The organism is Agromyces sp. NPDC056523 (assembly GCF_042794545.1).
In the GTDB taxonomy this organism is placed as follows: Bacteria; Actinomycetota; Actinomycetes; order Actinomycetales; family Microbacteriaceae; genus Agromyces.
Genome location: NZ_JBHTTM010000001.1, coordinates 377061 through 396276, shown reverse-complemented (window position 1 = coordinate 396276; position 19216 = coordinate 377061). Strand labels below are relative to the sequence as shown.

Genomic DNA, 19216 nt, shown 5'->3' with positions numbered 1-19216 from the left:
TCGTTCACGGTGCCTCCGTTCGTGTTGGGCCTGTGGTGCGGTTCAGCCCGCGACGGTGACCGTCGCGGGCGGCGACGACGCCGATGAGCCTCCGCTGCAGGTGTAGAGGTACGACACCTGCTGCGTCGTACCGGGCGTCTGCGATGCGTTGAACTGGAAGCTCGTGCCGTTGACCTCGGTAGTAGCGCCGTCGACCGAGACCTGGTAGTTGCTGAAGCTCTGTCCGGAAGGGCATGACGCCGCCGGCCAGCTCACGTTCACGGCCGCGCCCGGTTCGGGATCGGCCGGGTCGACGGTCGGAGGGCTGCTCGGGGCATCCGGAGTCGCGGGGGCGGTGAGGAAGGTCACCGTGATCGCGGACCCGACCGTGAGCGTGCCGCTCGGATTGACGTCGGACACCGTGTTGGCCTGGGGGCCCGTGTCCGCGGGCGGGCCCTCCTGGGTCGTGACCGCGAAGCCGAGCTGTTCGAGCTCGCCGCGAACCTCATCGACGTTGCGCCCGATGTAGTCGGCTCGGTCGACCACCACGGTCTGCGGAGCCTCGCTCGTCGGCGGAGGCGGCGGCGTGGTTGTCGTGGGAGGCGGCGCGCTCGTCGTCGTCCGGGTCGTGGTCTGCGTGGGATCGGGCTCCTCGCCGCTGTTGATGGCGAGCGCGATGAGCGTGCCGATGAGCACGAGCGCGAGCAGGGCGATGAGCACGATGAGCGGCCACGTCCACGGACTCCGCTTCTTCTGCGGCTCCTCGGTCTCCTCCTCGGTCTCGGTCATCGTCGCGGCGCCGGCAGGCAGCACGGTCGTGGCTGCGGTGTTCGCACCCTGCTGGGGAAGCAGCGCGGTCGCCGCCGTGGCGCCCGCCGCGGCACCCAGGACCGCCGGCACCGCCGCGGCCGCGCCGCGGACGTCACCGCGGCGGAGGGCGTTGGCGGCCCGCGCGAGGTGGGCGGCCGTCTGCGGACGGTCGGCGGGGTTCTTCGCGATGCAGGCGTAGACGAGGTTGCGCACCGGCTCGCTCACGGTGACCGGCAGGTCGGGCGGCGTCTCGTTGATCTGCGCCATTGCGATCGCGACCTGCGACTCGCCCGTGAACGGGCGTCGGCCTGCGAGGCACTCGTACGCGACGATGCCGAGCGAGTAGATGTCGGTCGTGGGAGAAGCGGGATGACCCGACGCCTGCTCGGGCGAGAGGTACTGGACCGTGCCCATCACCTGGCCGGTCGCGGTCAGCGGCACCTGGTCGGCGATGCGCGCGATGCCGAAGTCGGTGATCTTGACGCGGCCGTCGGGCGTGATGAGGAGGTTGCCCGGCTTGATGTCGCGGTGCACGAGACCGGCGGCGTGAGCCGCCTGGAGCGCGCTCGCGGTCTGGGCGACGATGTCGAGCACCTTGTCGGTGGACAGCACGTGCTCGCGCTCGAGGATGGTGGAGAGCGCCTCGCCCGGCACCAGCTCCATCACGAGGTAGGCGCTGCCCTCCTCCTCGCCGTAGTCGAAGACGTTGGCGATGCCCTCGTGGTTGACGAGGGCGGCGTGGCGGGCCTCGGCGCGGAACCGCTCGAGGAAGCCCGGGTCGCCGAGGTACTCGTCCTTCAGGATCTTGATCGCGACCTGGCGGCCGATGACGAGGTCGGTGGCCTGCCAGACCTCGCCCATCCCGCCGATGGCGATCCGGGAGGACAGCTCGTAGCGTCCTCCGAAGGTGAGCCCAGCGCTCGGTCTCATTTGTTCAGCACCGCCTCTAGTACCTCTTTCGCCACGGGCGCGGCGATTCCATTGCCGAACCCCTCCTGACCAAGTCCCCCGCCGTCTTCCACGAGCACCGTGATCGCATACTGGGGGTCGTCGGCGGGGGCAAAACCGGTGAACCACAAGGTATAGGGGTCATCCTCGCCGTTCTCCGCTGTACCCGTCTTACCGGCCACGCTGACGCCGTCTATTCTTGCATTACTCGCGGCGCCGTTCTCGACGCCGTTCACCATCATCTCGGTCATCGTCCTGGCCGTCTCCTCGCTGATCGCGCGACCGAACTCCGTCGCCTGGAACTCCTGGATGGGGCGGAAGTCGGGCGCGGTGATCGAGTCGACCAGCTCGGGGTTCATCACGATGCCGCCGTTGGCGATCGCGGCCGACACCATCGCCATCTGCAGCGGCGTCGCCCGCACCTCGCCCTGGCCGAAGCCGGTGAGCGCGGTCTGCGGCTCGTCGGGCGCGGCCGGGTAGGTGCTCGTCTCCGTCGGGTTGGGCGTCGTGAAGTTCGAGTTGAACCCGAACTTCTCGGCCTGCGCCCGGATCGCGTCGTCGCCGAGCTCGAGCGCGAGCTCGGCGAACGGGATGTTGCAGGAGAGCCGCAGCGCGGTGGCGAGCGTGACCTCGGAACCGCCGCCGCAGGTGCCGCCGCTGGAGTTGCGGACGACGGAACTGGTCCCGGGAAGCGTGAACTCGGCCGGGTTCGGGAACGTGGAGTCGGGCGTGTACTGACCCGACTCCAGCGCCGCCGCCGTCATGACCAGCTTGAAGACCGATCCGGGCGGGTTCATGTCGCCACCCGTCGCGCGGTTGAACAGCGGGTCCAGGGGATCCGCGAGGAGCGCGTCGTAGGTCTCCTGCACCTGCGTGCCGTTGTGCACCGCCAGCGTGTTGGGGTCGTAGGTGGGCTTCGTGACCATGGCGATGATCCGCCCGGTCGCGGGCTCCGTCACGATGACCGCGCCCTGGTAGTCGCCGAGCGCGTCCCACGCCGCCTGCTGCGCGACGGGGTCGATCGCGACCTCCACCGACGCGCCCATCGGGTCCTGCCCGGAGATCAGGCGGTTGAGCGAGTCGAAGAACTGCGACTCGGAGCGACCGCTGAGCTCGGCGTTGAGCGACTGCTCGAGTCCGGTCGCCTCTCCGTTGACCGGGATGAACCCGGTGACCGGGGCGTACAGCGGGCCGTTCGAGTACACGCGCTGGAACTTGTAGTCGTCGTCGCTCGGCTCGGAGAACGCGATCGGGTCCCCGGCGACGAGGATGGGTCCGCGCTCCACGGAGTAGCTCTGGTAGAGCGTGCGGGCGTTGCGCGGATCGGATGCGAGGTTGGAGGCCTGCACGTACTGGATCACCGTCGACGCGACGAAGAGCGTGAGGAACATGAGGAGGGCGACGATCGTCACCCGCTTGAGCTCGCGGTTCATCCGTCGATCACCAGCCTCGGATGGTTGCGGACCGTGTCGGACAGCCGGAGCAGCAGCGCGACGATGATCCAGTTCGCGACGAGCGACGACCCGCCCGCCGCGAGGAACGGGGTCGTCAGGCCGGTGAGCGGGATGACCCGGGTCACGCCTCCGACGACGATGAACACCTGCAGCGCGACGACGAACGCGAGGCCCACGCCGAGGAGCTTGCCGAAGTCGTCCTGGCCGGCGAATCCGATGCGGAAGCCGCGGGCGACGAACAGGACGTAGAGCGCGAGGATGGCGAAGACGCCGGCGAGGCCGAGTTCCTCGCCCAGGCTCGCGATGATGTAGTCGCTCTGCGGCACCGGCGTGAGGTCGGGCCGACCCTGTCCGAGCCCCGTGCCGATGAGCCCGCCGTTGGCCAGGCCGAACAGGCCCTGGACGAGCTGGTACGAGCCGCCGCTCGCTTCGTAGACCTCGGGGTTGAAGGCGTCGAGCCAGTTGCGGAAGCGGCCGTTGACGTAGTCGAGGGTCTGGCTCGCGATGAGGGCGCCCGCCAGGAACAGGCTGACGCCGAGCACGACCCACGACAGCCGGCTCGTGGCCACGTAGAGCATGACCAGGAACAGGCCGAAGTAGAGCAGCGCGGTGCCGAGGTCGCGCTGGAAGACGATCACCGCCATCGAGAGCGCCCAGACCACGAGCAGCGGGCCGAGGTCGCGCCCGCGGGGGAATCGCATGCCGAGGAACGTGCGCCCGACCATCGACAGCGAGTCGCGGTTCCGGACGAGGTAGCCGGCGAAGAAGACGGCCAGGGCGATCTTGGCGATCTCACCGGGCTGGAAGGTCGCGACATCGCCGATGCCGATCCAGACCCGCGCGCCGCTCACCTGGCGTCCGAGGCCCGGCACGAGCGGCAGCAGCAGCAGCACGATCGCGATCAGGCCCGACAGGTACGTGTAGCGGAAGAGCACCCGGTGATTGCGGATGAGCAGGATCGTGGCGAGGCCGGCGACGATCGCGATGACGCTCCACACGATCTGGCGTACGGCGGCGCTCTCCCAGCCCGTGTCGCCGAAGGCGATGTCGATGCGGTAGATCATCGCGATGCCGAGGCCGTTGAGCACGGTCGCGATGGGCAGCAGGAACGGGTCGGCGTCGCGGGCCACGAAGCGCATGGCGATGTGCAGTCCGAACACGAGCGCCGAGAGGCCGGCGCCGAGCAGCACCAGCTGGGTGTCGACGCGGCCGAGCGCACCGAGCTGGACGAGCACGATCGCGCCGGCGTTGATCACGCACGCGACGACGAGCAGGCCGAACTCGAGGTTGCGCAGCTTCTGGGGCATGCGGATGCGGCGGACTCCCGCCGTCGGCGGCGCGCCGTCGGCGGGGCGGGCCGTTGCGCGGTCAGTCAACGGACTCCTCCAATCGCGACACGATCCTGCGCGCCTCCTCGAGGGAACCCGCGCTGATCGTCTGCTCGACGCGCTGCTGGTCGTACGCGCGGAGGTCGGCCATGTCGACGCTCGTCTCCGAGTGGAGGTGGTGCAGCGAGAGCGGACCGAGGTCCTGCTGGATGCCCTGGTACACGGCGACGCGGCCGTTGTACTCGCCCACGTAGTACCGGGTCTGCGTCCACTGGTATCCGACGACGAACGCGGCGACGATGGCGCCCACCAGGAGGACGATCCAGAGCCCCCACACGATGCGCCGCCGTCGGCGGCGGCGCTCGTCCTCCTCGATGAGCTCGTCGAAGTACTCGGCGGAGTCGGGCTCGAAGTGCGTCTCCTGCACGGGGTGCGGCCGGAACGGCGTGAGCCGGATGCCCGGACGACGCGCCGGTTCGGACGCCGTTCCGAAGGCCAGCGGGGCGGCGGCCGATCCGACGACGAGCGGAGGAGTCTCGGGGGCGGCCGGGTCGCCGATGTCGACCACGACGACGGTGACGTTGTCGGGCGCGCCGCCGTCGAGCGATGCCTTCACCAGGCGGTCGGCGACCTGCTTCGCCGCGGCGTCGGAGGCGAGCATGTCGTGCAGCTCGTCGAACGGGACCACGCCCGAGAGTCCGTCGGAGCACAGCATCCAGCGATCGCCCGGACGGGTGTCGATGACCAGCGTGTCGATCTCGGGTGACGCCTCGACGTCGCCGAGCACCCGCATGAGCACGGAGCGCCGCGGGTGCACCATCGCCTCCTCGGCGGTGATACGGCCCGCGTCGACGAGTCGCTGCACGAACGTGTGGTCGGTCGAGACCTGGCTGAGCTCGCCGGAGCGAAGCAGGTACACGCGCGAGTCCCCGATGTGGGAGATGACGACCCGCTCGTCCTGCACGAGCATGGCGCTGACCGTCGTGCCCATGCCGGTGAGCTCGGAGTGGTCGGCGACCGTCTCGGCGAGGTTGCGGTTGGCGGCGAGGAGCGCCTGCTCGAGCGCGACGCCGGCGGCCTGCGAATCGTCGTAGTCGGCGTCGGCCTCGGCGATGCGCTTGGTCGCGATCGCGCTCGCGACGTCGCCGCCGGCGTGGCCGCCCATGCCGTCGGCCACCAGGAACAGTCGCCGACCCGCGTAGCCCGAGTCCTGGTTGTTGGAGCGGACCCGGCCGACGTGCGAGACGGCAGCGCTCGCCTTGACGGTCGCCATCGGCTACCGCCGCAGCTCGAACGTCGTCGCTCCGACCTTGACGGTGGCTCCGAGCGGGATGGGCGTGGGCACGGTGACTCGGGAGCCGTTGAGGAACGTGCCGTTGGTGGAGTCGAGGTCCTGGATCATCCAGCGGCCGTTCCACAGCATCAGGCGGGCGTGGTGGGTGGACGTGTAGTCGTCGCGGATGATGATCGCCGAGTCGCTCGACCGGCCGATGGTGATCTCATCGCGTCCCAGCGGGAACTCGGCGCCGGCCTTGGATCCGGAGGTGATGACGAGACGCGAGGCGTTCTCGGCCGTCGCGTCGCCACCACCGCCGGACGGCGCCCCGGGCGCGGGTCGCGCGACCGCCGCGGTGGGGACGTCGCCCCCGGAGACACGCGGCGCGCCCGCGTGCACCGGTGCGGGTGCGGCCGCGGCGGCTTCAGGCTGCAGCTTCCGGACGCGCTGGCCGAACAGGTCGCTGCGCAGGGCGTAGACGATGGCGAACACGAAGACCCAGAGCAGCAGGAGGAAGGCGAGTTGGAGGACCAGGAGCGTCAGTTCACTCATCGCGCCGGCCCCCAGAAGCCGCCCGCGTCATCGCGCGAGGCGGAGGGGTCGACGCGTCGTCCGGCGGCGGTGTCGGACGGATCGGCTTGGGCGAGCACGCGGAACACGATACGCGAGCGGCCGATGGTGATCACCGAATCGGGCTCGAGGACGGCCTCCTTCACCAGGGCGCCGTTCACCTGCGTGCCGTTCGTCGAGCCGAGGTCGCGCACGCGGGCGCGGGAGCCGTCCCATTGCACCTCGGCGTGACGGCGCGAGGCGCCGGAGTCGTCGAGCGTGACGTCGGCCTCGCTGCCGCGGCCGATGACGGTGCGGCCCTTGAGGATCGGGTACCGGCGGCCGTCGACGTCGAGCACGGGGGTCCACGCGACGCGGCCCTTCACGTTCTGCGAATCGACCTGCACCATGCCCTCGGAGAGGCCGGGATCAGGCTGGAGGGCGATCGTGATGCCCCCGGCGAACTGGAATCGCTGGCTCGCCGCGTGCTTCTGCACGAGGTCGACGAGCTCGTCGATGAGCGCGGGCCCGAGGGACGACATCCGCTGGTGGTCGGCGGGCGACATGCGCACGGTGAACTTGTTGGGGACGAGCACGCGGTCGCGGGACACCACGGCGGCCTTCGTGTCGATCTCGCGCTTGAGGGCGGCGGTGATCTCGACGGGCTGCAGCCCCGAGCGGAAGGTCTTCGCGAAGGCACCGTTGACGGCGCGTTCGAGACCCTTCTCGAAGTTGTCCAGTAGGCCCACAGGTCTCCCGTCCGGTCCGTGATTCGACTGACATGCTAGCCGCAGCCGATGCGAACCCGCCCGGAACCTCGCGGCCGGAGGGTTCCTCGGCGGGTCGGCCTCAATCGAAGACCGCGGCGGCCTCGGCCTCGTCGACGTCGAGCGACAGCGTGGGGATGGACGCCGTGAGCAGGGTGCCGTCCGCGCGGCGTGCTCCGCGCACGTTCTGCATCGTGGGCGCCCCGACGCGGCGGGCGCCGTGCCCGTCGAGCGCCACGGTCACGGGCGCGAACGCGGTGACGAGCACCGGCTCGCCGCGGACCTGCAGCGGCACCGCGGCATCCGCTTCGCCGACCTCGATCTCGAACCGGATGGCGCCGGCGGTGAGGTCGACGCGGATGCGGCTGCCGTGCAGCGTCACGCGGAAGCTCAGCCGGTCCCACCCGTCGGGCAGGCGCGGGTCGAACGTGAAGCGCCCGTTGTGGTCGCGGAACCCGCCGAAGCCCGAGACGAGGCCGGCCCACACGCCACCCGTGGATGCGACGTGCACCCCGTCGGCGGCGTTGTGGTGCAGGTCGGCGAGGTCGACGAAGAGCGCCGAGCGGAAGTAGCGCAGCGCGAGCTCGTGGTAGCCGACCTCGGCGGCGATGATCGACTGCACGACCGCCGAGAGCGTCGAGTCGCCGGTGGTCAGCGGGTCGTAGTACTCGAAGTCGGCGAGCTTCTCTTCAGTGCTGAACTTGTCGCCCTGGAGGAAGAGCGCGAGCACCACGTCGGCCTGCTTGAGCACCTGGAACCGGTAGATGACCAGCGGGTGGTAGTGCAGGAGCAGCGGCAGGCTGGTGTCGGGCGTGTGCTCGAGGTCCCAGAGCTCCTTCTCGAGGAACGCGCCATCCTGGGGGTGCACGCCGAGCTTGGCGTCGAACGGGATGTGCATGTGCGCGGCCGCGCGGCGCCAGCTCGCCACCTCGGCCGGCGTGACGCCGAGCCGCTCGATGAGCTTCTTGTGCGACTCGGGATCGTTGACCTGCAGGTTGTCGACGGCCGCGGCGGCCGCGGCGAGGTTCGCTCGCGCCATCACGTTCGTGAAGAGGTTGTCGTTCACGACGGTCGTGTACTCGTCGGGCCCGGTCACGCCGTGGATGTGGAACACGTCGTCGGCGTTGGTGCGCCAGAAGCCCAGGTCCTCCCACATGCGCGCGGTCTCGACGAGGATGTCGATCGCACCGCGCGCGAGGAAGTCCTCGTCGCCGGTGGCCGCGACGTACTGGCAGAGGGCGAAGGAGATGTCGGCGTCGATGTGGTACTGCGCGGTGCCCGCGGCGTAGTACGCGCTGGACTCGAGCCCGTTGATCGTGCGCCAGGGGAACAGTGCGCCCCGCTGGTTGAGCTCCGCCGCGCGATCCCGCGCCGAATTGAGCATCCGCTGCCGGAACCGCAGCACGTTGCGCGCCACGATCGGCGCCGTGTAGCTGAGGAACGGCATCACGTAGATCTCGGAGTCCCAGAAGTAGTGTCCGCCGTAGCCGGAACCCGAGACGCCCTTCGCCGCGACACCGCCGCCGTCGGTGCGAGCGGTCGCCTGCCCGAGCTGGAAGAGGTTCCATCGCGTCGCCTGCTGCAACTCGGGCTGCCCGTCGATCTCGACGTCGGAGCGGGCCCAGAAGTCGGCCAGCCAGGCTCGCTGCTGCTCGAACAGCTCGGCCACCCCCATCTCGGCGCCCCGGTCGAGCGTGCGGTCGCAGCGGTCGACGAGCTCGCGCGCGGGCACCTTGCGGGCCGTGTGGTAGCTGATCAGCTTGGTGAGGCGGATCGGCACGCCCTTCTGTGCGCGCACGCGGTAGATGTGCTTGGCCAGGTCGTCGTCGACCGAGCCGGTCTCGGTGAACTCGTTCTCGGTTTCGATCGAGTGCAGCGCGCCGACCGCGATGGTCATCTTCGAGTTCGTGCACTGGTAGCCGAGCATGTAGCGGCCGCCGTCGCGGCGCTGCACGCGCGGCTGCAGCACGCGCTCGGTGAACATCTCGGCCTTACGCGGGTCGAAGGCGCCGGGCGTCTCGGTGACCCCGGACCGGTACTCGTCGCGACCGTCCTGGCGGTTGAGGATCTGGCTCGAGATGGTGACCGCGGCATCGGCGTCGAGCAGCTCGACCTCGTAGTCGATCACGCCGAGGTGGCGGTCGGTGAAGCTGGCCATGCGCCGGCTCGTGATGAGCACGCGCTTGCCCGACGGCGTGCGCCACTCGATGCGGCGGCTGAGCGCGCCGAGGCGGAAGTCGAGGCGTCGCTCGTACGACATGATCTCAGCCTCGGTGATCACGAGCGGCTCGTCGTCGACGTAGAGACGGATGATCTTGGCATCAGGGGCGTTCACGATCGTCTGCCCGACGCGCGCGAAGCCGAACGCCTCCTCGGCGTGGCGGATCGGCCACGTCTCGTGGAAGCCATTCACGAACGTGCCGTGCATGTGGCCGTCGCGGCCCTCCTCGATGTTGCCGCGGAGGCCGAGGTACCCGTTGCCGACGGAGAAGAGCGTCTCGGTGCGCCCCATGTCGTCGACGCCGAACTCGTTCTCGACGAGCGCCCAGGGGTCGAGCGGGAACCGGGTCCGGTTCAGCGGGTCGGTGTCGGCGAACCTCATGCGGGGTCCTCTTCGGTCGTGGAGGTGGGCTGGTCGGTGGCCTTGGGTGCTGCGGATGTCGCATGCGCGCGCTCGACGGCGGGGATCAGTTCGTCGAGCTCATCGACGATCACGTCGGCGCCGAGTTCGACGAGCGCGTCGCGGCCCACTCCGCGGTCGACGCCGACGACGAGCCCGAACGGGCCGGTCGCGCCGGCCTTCACGCCGGACTCGGCGTCTTCGATCACCGTGCACTCACCGGGCGGGAGCCCGAGCAGCTCGGCGGCCCGCAGGAACATGTCGGGCGCGGGCTTGCCGGGAATGCCCTCGCGGGCGGCGACCGCACCGTCGACGACGATCTCGAACCGGTCGGCGATGCCGGCCGCGGCGAGCACCGCAGGGGCGTTCTTGGAACTGGACACCACTGCGACGTGGCCGCCCGCGCGCTCGATCGCGTCGAGCAGCGCGACGCTCGCGGGATAGGGCTCCACGCCCTCTTCCGCGAGGGTCTCGTTGAAGGCCTCGTTCTTGCGGTTCCCGAGCCCGTGCACGGTCTCCTCGGTCGCGGCATCCGTCGGGCCGCCCTCGGGCAACCGGATGTCGCGGCTCGCGAGCAGCGAGCGCACGCCGTCGTAGCGCGGCTTGCCGTCGATGTACGCGTAGTAGTCGGAGTCGCCGTACGGCGCCGCGCCGTGCGCCTCGAGGAACGGCGCGAACAGCCTCGCCCAGGCGTGCATGTGCACCACGGCCGTCGGCGTCAGCACGCCGTCGAGGTCGAACAGCCAGCCGCGGATGCCGCTGAGGTCGACCTCGTCGGGGGAGACGGTGGCGAGGTTCGCGTTCGCGCGCTCACGGGCGTCGCGGGGGAAGGTCACGGCGATCCTTTCGATCAGGGGAGACAGTGGGCGCCGGTGCCGGATAGCCAAGGCTATTCCCGCCGTCGCGGACGGCGCGAGGGGTTCGGCCGACTTGGAGCGGATGCCAAGGCTGGGTGGTATGGGGAGGGGGAGTGGGTGCCGTGGGGGGCGGCCTGCGCCATCCGCTCGGGGACGGATGCCACGCGCAGGTATGTTAGTCTCGGTTGGCTGGTTCGCAACTGCGAGTCGGTATGCGCAAGTGGCGGAATAGGCAGACGCGCACGGTTCAGGTCCGTGTGCCCGTGAGGGCGTGGGGGTTCAACTCCCCCCTTGCGCACAAGCAGAGGAAACGGCCCGGGTCATCGACCCGGGCCGTTTTCGCACCCGACGGTGCTGAGAAGCGTCAGGACCGCTCAGTCGCCGCAGATACCGCGGGCGATCTCGTTCTTGGTCTGGCCGCCGACCGCCTTGACGACGTCGCCGACGTTCGTGAAGCCGAGGGCGCCTTCGGTGTTGATGGTCTTGTGCACCTGGCCGAAGCAGGCAGCGTCGGCGGGCGCGGCGTTGGCGGCCCCGGCGACGCCGAACGTGGCGAACGCGACGATGAATCCGGTGGCGAGGATGCGCTTCATTGAACTGCTCCTTCTCTCGGCGGGTGCGAGTTCACCCGATACCAGTACTTCTCTCGCCTCACCGGGTTCGGATGCACTCCCTCGCGAGATTCTTCTAGGCTGCCCGCATGCACCGGTTCCTGCGCTCGTTCGTCCTGCCGGCGCTCGGAGCGATCGCGGTGCTGGCCGCAGCCGGTCGGGTCGCACGGCTCGTCGGCGGTGACGATCCCCTCGAGGACCGGCCGGTGCGCGCTCTTCAGACCGCGCTCGGCCACCAGCCGGACGACGACGGCGCGCAGGTCGATCCATCCGAGCCACGCGAACTGCTCGATCGCGTCACCGCGCCGCTCTCGTGGTACTCGGGCGTGCCGCAGACGATCGCGAACGGCACGTTCTGGTGCGGCGTGACGTGGTGCCTGACTCGCGACTGGCGCTCCGCCGTCGCCCCCGGTGCGGCGCTTGCGCTCGAGACGGCCTGCTTCGTCGGGTCCGCGGCACTCGTGGGACGGCCGCGACCTCGGGCCGTGTGGCGGCCGGAGCAGCCGCACGCGACGTCGTCGTTCCCGTCAGGGCACACGGCGGCAGCGGTCGCGCTCCACACCACGCTCGCCGACCTGCTCGACCGGCGCGGAGCGCGCGGCACCCGCGGCTCCCGCGTCCCCGGATACGTGCTGCGGTACGGGATCCCCGGTGCCATCGCGCTCTCGCGCATCTACCGCGGCCAGCACCACGTCTCGGACACGGTCGCGGGCGTCGTGCTCGGGCGTTGGAGTGCCGCCGTGGTCGGGCGGGAGTTGCTCTCGTAGGTCGGGGCCTGCTGCGCCCGTCCTAGGCCACCGCGCCCTGCGCGAGCGCCAGCACCTCGGCGTTCGGCAGCCCCGCGAGGAACCCTCCCGTCACCAGCAGCTTCGAACCGCGGATGCCGCTGCCGACGATGAGCCGCTCGTGCGCCGCGACCGACTCGTCGACCAGCAGCGACCAGTCGGCGGGCAGTCCCACGGGCGTGATGCCGCCGTACTCCATGCCCGTGAGCGCGACCGCGTCGCCCATCGAGGCGAACGAGAGCTTGCGCGCGTCGAGGTGGCGGCGCACCACGCCATTCACGTCGGCCCGGTCTGACCCGCGCACGAGCAGTGCCGCGTACCACGTGCGCTCGCCGCGGCGCGCCTGCACGACGACGCAGTTCGCGCCATCCGCCATCGAGATCTCGTAGTGCTCGCAGAACGCGGCCGTGTCGGCGAGGCCGGGATCGATCGCGGCGACGAGCACGCCGGCGGCCGCGTCATCCGGTGCCGCAGCCAGCGCCGCTGCCGTGCGTGGCGCCAGCAGGTCGGTCGAGTCGAGCGCGGGCGTGAAGTCGAGCGTTCCGAAGCGCATGGTGCGAGGGTACGACGGATGGTGCGGCACGCGGGCCGGCGGAGGGTCGCCGAAGTCGGAGTGCGGTGTCAGGATCGACGCATGGGCACCTGGACCGTCGAAGAGCTCGACCGGATCGGCGAAGCGGAGGAACTCCGGATCTCCTCGCTCCGCCGTGACGGCAGCTTCAGCAAGCCGATCATCATCTGGGTCGTGCGCGTCGGCGACGACCTCTACGTCCGCAGCGCCTATGGCCCCGACAACCCGTGGTACGTGAACGCCCGGCGCCGTGGACATGGCCGGGTCAGCGCCGGCGGGGTCGAGCGGGAGGTCGACTTCGCGGACGCCTCGGCCGCCGACCCCCGAGCCATCGACGCTGCGTACCACGCGAAGTACGACCCCATCAGCAGTCCGCGGATCGTCGCCACCGTCGTCGGCGAGAACGTGCATCCGCTCACCCTGCGGCTCATCCCGCGTGAAGCCTGACCTCTCGCCCGCGGCGGCGCCGTGCCAGCCGAGCCGAGGTGAGTGGACGTCGGGTGCGCCCGTGACGCGTCACTCGAGCGTCGGCGCCTCGCCGAGCGGCTCGATCAGGCCGGCGTCGGAGGGGTCGACGCGCCGCGAGTTGTTGACGCGCGGGTCGACCTCGTACTCGGTGATCGTGGGCGCCACGCGGTCGGACTGGGCGATCAGGAAGTCGACCATCGCCTCGGCGTCGGCGGGGGAGAGCTTGACCGGGTCGAGGTAGTGGTCGACCGCGTCGAGGGGGAGGTACACCGGCATCCGGTCGTGGATCTCGCCCGAGGCGTCGCGCGCCTCGCGCGTGATGATCGACGTCGACACCTCCCACGTGCCGTCCTCGAGCTTGCGCGCGGTCGAGATGCCGGCCGCGGCGAGCAGCTCGTCGGGGCCGTGCAGGTAGTGCGCGCGCTTCTTGCCGGGCTCGCCGGTCCATTCGTAGTAACCCCGCATCGGGACGATGCAGCGGCCGGACGCGAACGCGCCCTTCCACAACCCGTTGGTGGCGACCGTCTCGATGCGGCTGTTGAACTGCGGGCGCTTGGACTCCTTCATGAAGGAGGGCTTGAAGTCCCACCGAGCGGGCTCGAGGCGCCGGACGAACTCGCCGGTGTCTGACTTCGCCCGTTCGCGCACGATCGGGACGGTGTTGGTCGGCGCCAGGCTGTACGAGGGCCGCCAGTCGGCGAAGTCGTTCTCGGCATCGAACACGGCCGTGAGGTCGTCGACCTGTTGGGAGACCACGAAACGTCCGCACATGGGAGGCCCTCCGATCGGGATCGCTCGTAGCCTACGCCGGGCCACCGACGCGGGTTCCGGCGGGCGATCGGCCGATCCCGGAAAACGGATGCTGCGCTCCCTATCGATTCATGGATACGTTGGTTCCACAGATCGGCCTCGCCGGAGGTCGCGGTCCGCACGACGACGTGCGGACCGCCCGCGTGGGGCATCGTTCGGAACACACACCGAGAAGAGAGGGCACCACCGATGAGAACCTCCCACCCACCGGTCCGATGGCGCAGACGAGCGCTCGCCGCCACCGGGGCACTGCTGCTCGGCGCGTCGCTGGTGACGGCCACCGCCGCCTCGGCAGAAGACGACCCGCGCGTCGGGCTCGGCGCCGGACTCCACGACGCCGAGATCGCGGCGAGCGGCGTCGAACTGCTCGACAGCCTGCCCCTGCCGGCCGGCTTCGCCATCAACTCCGACCTCGCCTTCACGGGCGACAAGGCCATCGTCGGCAGCTTCTCCGGCTTCCAGGTGTACGACATCTCCGACCCGGGCGCTCCGGTCCTCGAGAACGCGTTCGTGTGCCCAGGCGGCCAGGGCGACGTCTCGGTCCACGGCGACCTGCTCTTCATGTCGGTCGAGGCGACCAACGGCCGGATCGACTGCGGCACCCAGGGCGCTCCCGGTGCCGTCAACCCCGAGCGGTTCCGCGGCGTGCGGATCTTCGACATCAGCGACATCTCGGACCCCCAGCAGCTGCGGGGCGTGCAGACGTGCCGCGGTTCGCACACGCATACGCTCGTGACCGATCCGGATGACGCGGAGAACGTGTACATCTACAACTCGGGCACGTCGAACGTGCGTTCGCCGCTCGAGCTCGAGGGCTGCGAGAACGCGGCATTGACCGCCGACCCGGTCACGTCGGGCAACCCGACGCAGTGGCGCATCGACGTCATCAAGGTGCCCCTCGCGGCGCCTGAGACGGCGGCGATCGTCAGCCAGCCGCGCATCTTCACGGATGTCGAGACCGGCGCCTACAACGGCCTGCAGAACACGATGCCCGGTGCGCTGCACCCGAGCGGCTCGGCATACGGGCCGCTGCCGAACACCAACACGTGCCACGACGTCACCGCGTTCCCCGAGATCGGGCTCCTCGCGGGTGCGTGCCAGGGCAACGGCATCCTCGTCGACATCAGCGACCCGGAGAACCCGGAGCGCATCGATGCGGTCGCCGACCCGAACTTCTCGTACTGGCACTCGGCCACGTTCAGCAACGACGGCACGAAGGTGATCTTCACCGACGAGTGGGGCGGCGGCACGGCCGCGCGCTGCCAGGCGAGCCACGCGCCGGAATGGGGTGCGAACGCACTGTTCGACATCGTCGACGGCGAGCTCGAGTTCGCGAGCTACTACAAGCTCCCGGCTCCGCAGACGGCGCAAGAGAACTGCGTGGCGCACAACGGCTCGATCATCCCGGTCCCCGGCCGCGACATCATGGTCCAGGCGTGGTACCAGGGCGGTCTGTCGATCATCGACTTCACCGACACGGCGAACCCGGTCGAGATCGCGTACCTCGACCGCGGTCCGATCGACGAGCCGAGCCCGACGGGCATCAACCTCGGCGGCTACTGGTCGACCTACTGGTACAACGGCAACGTGCTCGGCAGCGAGATCGCTCGCGGCTTCGACAGCCTGGAGCTCCTCGCGAGCGACTGGATGTCGGCGAACGAGATCGCCGCGGCGGGTGAGATCCAGCTCGACGCGTTCAATGCGCAGACGCAGGCGCAGCTCGTCCACGCGCCGAGTTTCGCGGTCGTCGGCTCCTACGTCGATCAGGCCGACCGGGCGGACGCGATGAGCGACAAGGCGCTCGCACAGGTGCGCAAGCACCTGGCTGAGGCCCAGGTGCTCGTCGCCGACGGATCGAGCGACACGGCCGTGATCGCACAGCTCGACAACGCCATCAAGAAGTCGGGCGCCCCGTCCGACTCCGCCGTGGTGCAGGCGATCGTGGACCTGAAGGCGACCTTCAGCTGATCCAGTGGCCGGGGAGGGCGCACGGCCTCCCCGCCCGCACATGACGATGCCCGGCGATCCGAGGATCGCCGGGCATCGTCGTGTCGAAACGCGCGTGCCGCGGGGCCGCTACGTGCCCAGCTCGGCGAGCATCTGCTGCATCCGTGCGATCTCGATGCCCTGGTCGCCCTCGACGTCGTTGGCGAATCGGCCGATCGTGATCTCCATGCCGCCGCCGGCCGTCCGCAGGTCGGCGACCATCTCGAGGGCGCCGGCGTGGTGCTGGATCATGGACTCCAGGAACAGGCGCTCGAAGCCGTCGCCGGTGGCCGACTCGAGCTCCTCGAGCTGCTCGTCGGTCAGCATGCCCGGCATCATCTCGGCCGAGTGGTCGCCATGATCATCTCGAAGGGGCGTCCCACGGTCCTGCAGCCAGCCGGCCATGAACTCCATCTCGGATTCCTGGCTGATGCGCATCCGTTCCGCCAGGAGGCGGAGGTCGCGATCCGTGGTCCGGTCGTCGACCCATCCGGTCATCGTCACGGCCTGGTCGTGGTGCTCGATCATCATCTGCATGAACGCGATGTCGGCGTCCGTGTGCTCCGGCTGCTCGATGTCCGCAGCCTCGCCGGGAGACAACGTCCGGTTGGGCTCGCCCGGTGCGCCGAGCTGCACGGTGGGATTCGACGGCTCCGCCGGGTCGCCGCCCGGCGTGCATGCGGTCAGTCCGAGTGCGAGCAGGAGCGCCGCCGCTGCGCCGAAGTACCGGGCCGAAGCCGCCATCCATGCACCTCATCCACGTCGAAGGGAACCGTCGACCTGCGGGATCGGTCGCCCGTTCGCGCGGCAGGTCACGTCAGGCTAACCCGGATCCCGAGGCCACGCGACCGGGAAGTCCGCGGCATCCGCCGTCGGCGCATGCCGCGATGCCATGATGACCGCATGGCCTTCGGATTGCGCGCCGACGTGCTGCGCCCCGCCGACACCGAGCGCGCTCAGCGCGTCACGTACGTCGAGCTGTTCTTCGACCTCGTCTTCGTGTTCGGGCTGACCCAACTCGGCGCGTACCTATACGAGAACCAGACGCCGCTCGGTGCGCTCGAGGGCGTCATCATGGTCTGCGCCCTCTGGTGGGCGTGGGTGTCGACGACGTGGGTCACGAACTGGCTCGACCCGGTCAAGCTTCCCGTGCGCATCGCGGTCATCGCGCTCGCCTTCGTCGCGTTCGTGATGAGCGCGGCGATCGTCGAGGCCTTCGGCGACCGCGCGTGGACGTTCGCCATCGCGTACGTCGTCCTCAAGCTCGGCCGCGCCGGGTTCATGGTGTGGGCGACGTCGCGGCACGACGCCGCGGTCTCGCACGACTTCGGGAACGTGCTCGTGTGGGCGGTCGCCGGATCGGCCCTGTGGATCGTCGGCGCGCTGTTGCCGCTGCCGCTGCAATTGCCCCTGTGGGCGGCGGCACTCGCGCTCGAGCTCACGGGCAGCATCCTCGGCTACCCCGTGCCGGGCCGCGCGCGCATGGACATCGGCCGGTGGGATGTCTCGGGGAAGCACCTCGCCGAGCGCACCGCGCTGTTCGTGCTCATCGCGCTGGGCGAAGGCCTGCTCGTGACGGGCTTCACCTTCGTCGGGGTCGAGTCATCCATCGAGGCCGTCATCGCGGTCTCGACCGCCTTCGTCGCGGCGGCGGCCTGCTGGTGGATCTACTTCGACCACGGCGAGCGGATCGGCGCCGAGGCGCTCGAGGCGGCCGGCGCCCCCGGACGCATGGCGCGGACGGCGTACTCCTGGGTGCACCTGCTCATCGTCGGCGGCGTCGTGCTGCTCGGAGTGGGCGACAAGGAGGTGCTCGGACATCCGCACGAGCAGAGCCTCCCCGCGGTCGTCACCGTGCTCGGCGGGCCGCTGCTGTTCCTCATCGGCACGGTGCTGTTCCGTCACGTGCTCGAGCGCCGGTGGATGCGCGCCCAGCTCGCCGGCGTCGCCGGCCTCATCGCGGTCGCCGCGTTCTCACCTCTGCTCGACCCGCTGTCGACCGGCGCACTGGCCGCGCTCGTGCTCGTGGCGACCGCGGCGGGCGAGACGGCCGAGCGGATGGCACGCCGCGCGCCCGAGGGCGGCTGAGCCGTCGGGCCGCCGCGCGTGGATCGTGCGAGTCAGCGGCCGCCGAACTCCTCCTGGTCGTCCTCGGGGTCGGCGACCTCCTCCGCCACGTACTCGGCGTCGTCCTCGCCGACGCCCTCCTCCTCGAGCTCCTCCCAGAACTCGGATTCCGCGAGGTTGCCCTTGTCGAACGGACCCTCGAGCGGGTCGACGAAGCTGGTCATGGTCTCCCCTTTCACCTTCGTGCCGACAGGCTAACCCCGGTAGTGCGCGCGCCGCACCCCCACGTGATCCTGGGCTATCCGGGGGCTATGGGCCCGCGGGGCAGCGCGAGGATGCGCTCGAACGCGGCATCCGTCACCGGGTCGAGACGCCGGAGCTCGGGGTGGGCATCGTGGAACTCGATGATCTGCCGGGCGCCCTCGTCGAACGTGACGGTCGTGCGGAAGTCGGGGACGAGCGCCTTCACCTTCGCGTTGTCGAACACCATGGAGTGCGCCTTGTCGCCGACGAGGCCCGGGCCCCAGTCGGGGTGGACCGCCGCGATGGTCTCGGATGCCACGTGCACGAGCTGCGGGTCGTCGACGCCGGCGGCTGCGGCGAGCCATCCGTAGATCTGGTTCCAGGTCGGGGCGTGATCGCCGGTGATGTGGAAGGTGTCGCCCACCGCCCGCGGGTTGCCGAGGAGTCCGACGAACGCAACGGCGAAGTCACCGTGGTGCGTGATGGTCCAGAGGCTCGTGCCGTCGCCGTGCACCACGACCGGCTTGCCGGCGCGCATCCGCGCGATGTCGGTCCAGTGTCCGGTCGTGGGCAGCAGCGTGCGGTCGTAGGTGTGCGACGGCCGCACGATCGTCGCGGGGAACGCGCGCTCGCGCAGCGCGGCGACCAGCAGGTCCTCGCACGCGATCTTGTCTCGCGAGTACTGCCAGAACGGGTTCACGAGCGGCGTCGACTCGGTGACCGGGAGCCGGCTCGGCGGCGTCTGGTACGCGGAGGCCGAGCTGATGAAGACGTACTGCCCGATGCGACCCTCGAAGAGGTCGAGGTCGGCCTGCACGTGCTCGGGTGTGAACGCGAGGAACTCGCACACGACGTCGAACTCCAGCGCGTCGGCCGTGCCGTGCCCGAGCGCCTCGCGCACCGAGTCGGGGTCGCGGATGTCTCCGACGACCTGCCGCGCGTCGGCGGGAAGCGGTCGCAGGCTCGACGAGCCGCCGCGATTCAGCACGGTCACGTCGTGCCCGACCTCGACGGCGCGCGCGACGCACGCCGAGCTGATGACACCGCTGCCGCCGATGAACAGGATCCGCTTCGCGCTCATCGCACC

Annotated in this window: 18 protein-coding genes and 1 tRNA gene; 5 read left to right on the top strand and 14 right to left on the bottom strand. The window is 70.3% G+C overall.

Annotation, left to right across the window (positions count from 1 at the left end):
* Positions 1-42: 42 nt before the first annotated feature.
* The 8 genes from ACFQ58_RS01860 to ACFQ58_RS01825 all read right to left on the bottom strand — a co-directional run bounded on the left by ACFQ58_RS01860 (position 43) and on the right by ACFQ58_RS01825 (position 10486).
* Entirely contained in the window at positions 43-1719 is a 1677-nt protein-coding gene (locus ACFQ58_RS01860) for a serine/threonine-protein kinase (RefSeq protein ID WP_376948968.1), read from the bottom strand.
* Positions 1716-3170, bottom strand: a complete 1455-nt coding sequence (locus ACFQ58_RS01855) for a peptidoglycan D,D-transpeptidase FtsI family protein (protein WP_376948966.1) — start codon at positions 3168-3170, stop codon at positions 1716-1718. The genes ACFQ58_RS01860 and ACFQ58_RS01855 overlap by 4 nt, the downstream gene beginning before the upstream one ends.
* The gene (locus ACFQ58_RS01850; RefSeq protein ID WP_376950319.1) at positions 3167-4498 is read right to left on the bottom strand and encodes an FtsW/RodA/SpoVE family cell cycle protein; all 1332 of its coding nucleotides are present in this window, start codon (positions 4496-4498) and stop codon (positions 3167-3169) included. Before ACFQ58_RS01850 ends, ACFQ58_RS01855 begins: the two co-directional genes overlap by 4 nt.
* A 61-nt stretch (positions 4499-4559) precedes the next feature.
* Positions 4560-5792, bottom strand: coding sequence for a PP2C family protein-serine/threonine phosphatase (locus ACFQ58_RS01845; protein WP_376948964.1), 1233 nt, complete (start codon positions 5790-5792; stop codon positions 4560-4562).
* Between the two features lie 3 nt (positions 5793-5795).
* Entirely contained in the window at positions 5796-6347 is a 552-nt protein-coding gene (locus tag ACFQ58_RS01840) for an FHA domain-containing protein (RefSeq protein ID WP_376948962.1), read from the bottom strand.
* On the bottom strand, positions 6344-7093 hold the full coding sequence (locus ACFQ58_RS01835) for an FhaA domain-containing protein (RefSeq protein WP_376948960.1): 750 nt from the start codon (positions 7091-7093) through the stop codon (positions 6344-6346). Before ACFQ58_RS01835 ends, ACFQ58_RS01840 begins: the two co-directional genes overlap by 4 nt.
* 100 nt (positions 7094-7193) lie before the next feature.
* A complete protein-coding gene (locus ACFQ58_RS01830; RefSeq protein WP_376948958.1) occupies positions 7194-9713 on the bottom strand; it encodes a glycoside hydrolase family 65 protein in 2520 nt (839 codons plus the stop codon).
* Complete coding sequence (locus ACFQ58_RS01825) at positions 9710-10486, bottom strand: HAD family hydrolase (protein ID WP_376950318.1); 777 nt, start codon at positions 10484-10486, stop codon at positions 9710-9712. The genes ACFQ58_RS01830 and ACFQ58_RS01825 overlap by 4 nt, the downstream gene beginning before the upstream one ends.
* A 316-nt stretch (positions 10487-10802) precedes the next feature.
* Here ACFQ58_RS01825 and ACFQ58_RS01820 point away from each other — a divergent pair.
* Positions 10803-10886, top strand: a tRNA-Leu gene (locus ACFQ58_RS01820).
* Between the two features lie 76 nt (positions 10887-10962).
* On the opposite strand, the gene ACFQ58_RS01815 is transcribed toward ACFQ58_RS01820, so the two are convergent.
* Positions 10963-11181, bottom strand: coding sequence for a hypothetical protein (locus ACFQ58_RS01815; RefSeq protein ID WP_376948956.1), 219 nt, complete (start codon positions 11179-11181; stop codon positions 10963-10965).
* Positions 11182-11288: 107 nt separating this feature from the next.
* Between ACFQ58_RS01815 and ACFQ58_RS01810 the strand changes: the two genes are divergently transcribed.
* Positions 11289-11966: a phosphatase PAP2 family protein gene (locus tag ACFQ58_RS01810; protein ID WP_376948954.1), complete on the top strand. Its 678-nt coding sequence runs from the start codon at positions 11289-11291 to the stop codon at positions 11964-11966.
* A 22-nt stretch (positions 11967-11988) separates the two neighbouring features.
* Here the strand turns inward: ACFQ58_RS01810 and ACFQ58_RS01805 are convergent, their stop codons facing one another.
* Positions 11989-12537: a YbaK/EbsC family protein gene (locus ACFQ58_RS01805; RefSeq protein ID WP_376948952.1), complete on the bottom strand. Its 549-nt coding sequence runs from the start codon at positions 12535-12537 to the stop codon at positions 11989-11991.
* An 81-nt stretch (positions 12538-12618) separates the two neighbouring features.
* Here ACFQ58_RS01805 and ACFQ58_RS01800 point away from each other — a divergent pair, with 81 nt between their 5' ends.
* Complete coding sequence (locus ACFQ58_RS01800) at positions 12619-13002, top strand: DUF2255 family protein (RefSeq protein ID WP_376948950.1); 384 nt, start codon at positions 12619-12621, stop codon at positions 13000-13002.
* 69 nt (positions 13003-13071) lie between these two features.
* Here ACFQ58_RS01800 and ACFQ58_RS01795 read toward each other — a convergent pair whose 3' ends face one another.
* On the bottom strand, positions 13072-13794 hold the full coding sequence (locus ACFQ58_RS01795; protein WP_376948948.1) for an SOS response-associated peptidase: 723 nt from the start codon (positions 13792-13794) through the stop codon (positions 13072-13074).
* Between the two features lie 228 nt (positions 13795-14022).
* Here ACFQ58_RS01795 and ACFQ58_RS01790 point away from each other — a divergent pair, with 228 nt between their 5' ends.
* Complete coding sequence (locus tag ACFQ58_RS01790; RefSeq protein ID WP_376948946.1) at positions 14023-15801, top strand: LVIVD repeat-containing protein; 1779 nt, start codon at positions 14023-14025, stop codon at positions 15799-15801.
* A 108-nt stretch (positions 15802-15909) separates the two neighbouring features.
* On the opposite strand, the gene ACFQ58_RS01785 is transcribed toward ACFQ58_RS01790, so the two are convergent.
* The gene (locus ACFQ58_RS01785; protein WP_376948944.1) at positions 15910-16563 is read right to left on the bottom strand and encodes a DUF305 domain-containing protein; all 654 of its coding nucleotides are present in this window, start codon (positions 16561-16563) and stop codon (positions 15910-15912) included.
* 159 nt (positions 16564-16722) lie between these two features.
* Here ACFQ58_RS01785 and ACFQ58_RS01780 point away from each other — a divergent pair, with 159 nt between their 5' ends.
* Positions 16723-17907, top strand: a complete 1185-nt coding sequence (locus tag ACFQ58_RS01780; RefSeq protein WP_376948942.1) for a low temperature requirement protein A — start codon at positions 16723-16725, stop codon at positions 17905-17907.
* Between the two features lie 32 nt (positions 17908-17939).
* Here the strand turns inward: ACFQ58_RS01780 and ACFQ58_RS01775 are convergent, their stop codons facing one another.
* Both ACFQ58_RS01775 and ACFQ58_RS01770 read right to left on the bottom strand, forming a co-directional pair.
* Positions 17940-18110 carry a hypothetical protein gene (locus ACFQ58_RS01775; RefSeq protein WP_376948940.1) on the bottom strand — a complete coding sequence of 57 codons (171 nt, stop codon included), beginning with the start codon at positions 18108-18110 and terminating at the stop codon, positions 17940-17942.
* A 74-nt stretch (positions 18111-18184) separates the two neighbouring features.
* A complete protein-coding gene (locus tag ACFQ58_RS01770; RefSeq protein WP_376948938.1) occupies positions 18185-19210 on the bottom strand; it encodes an SDR family oxidoreductase in 1026 nt (341 codons plus the stop codon).
* Between the last annotated feature and the right edge of the window lie 6 nt (positions 19211-19216).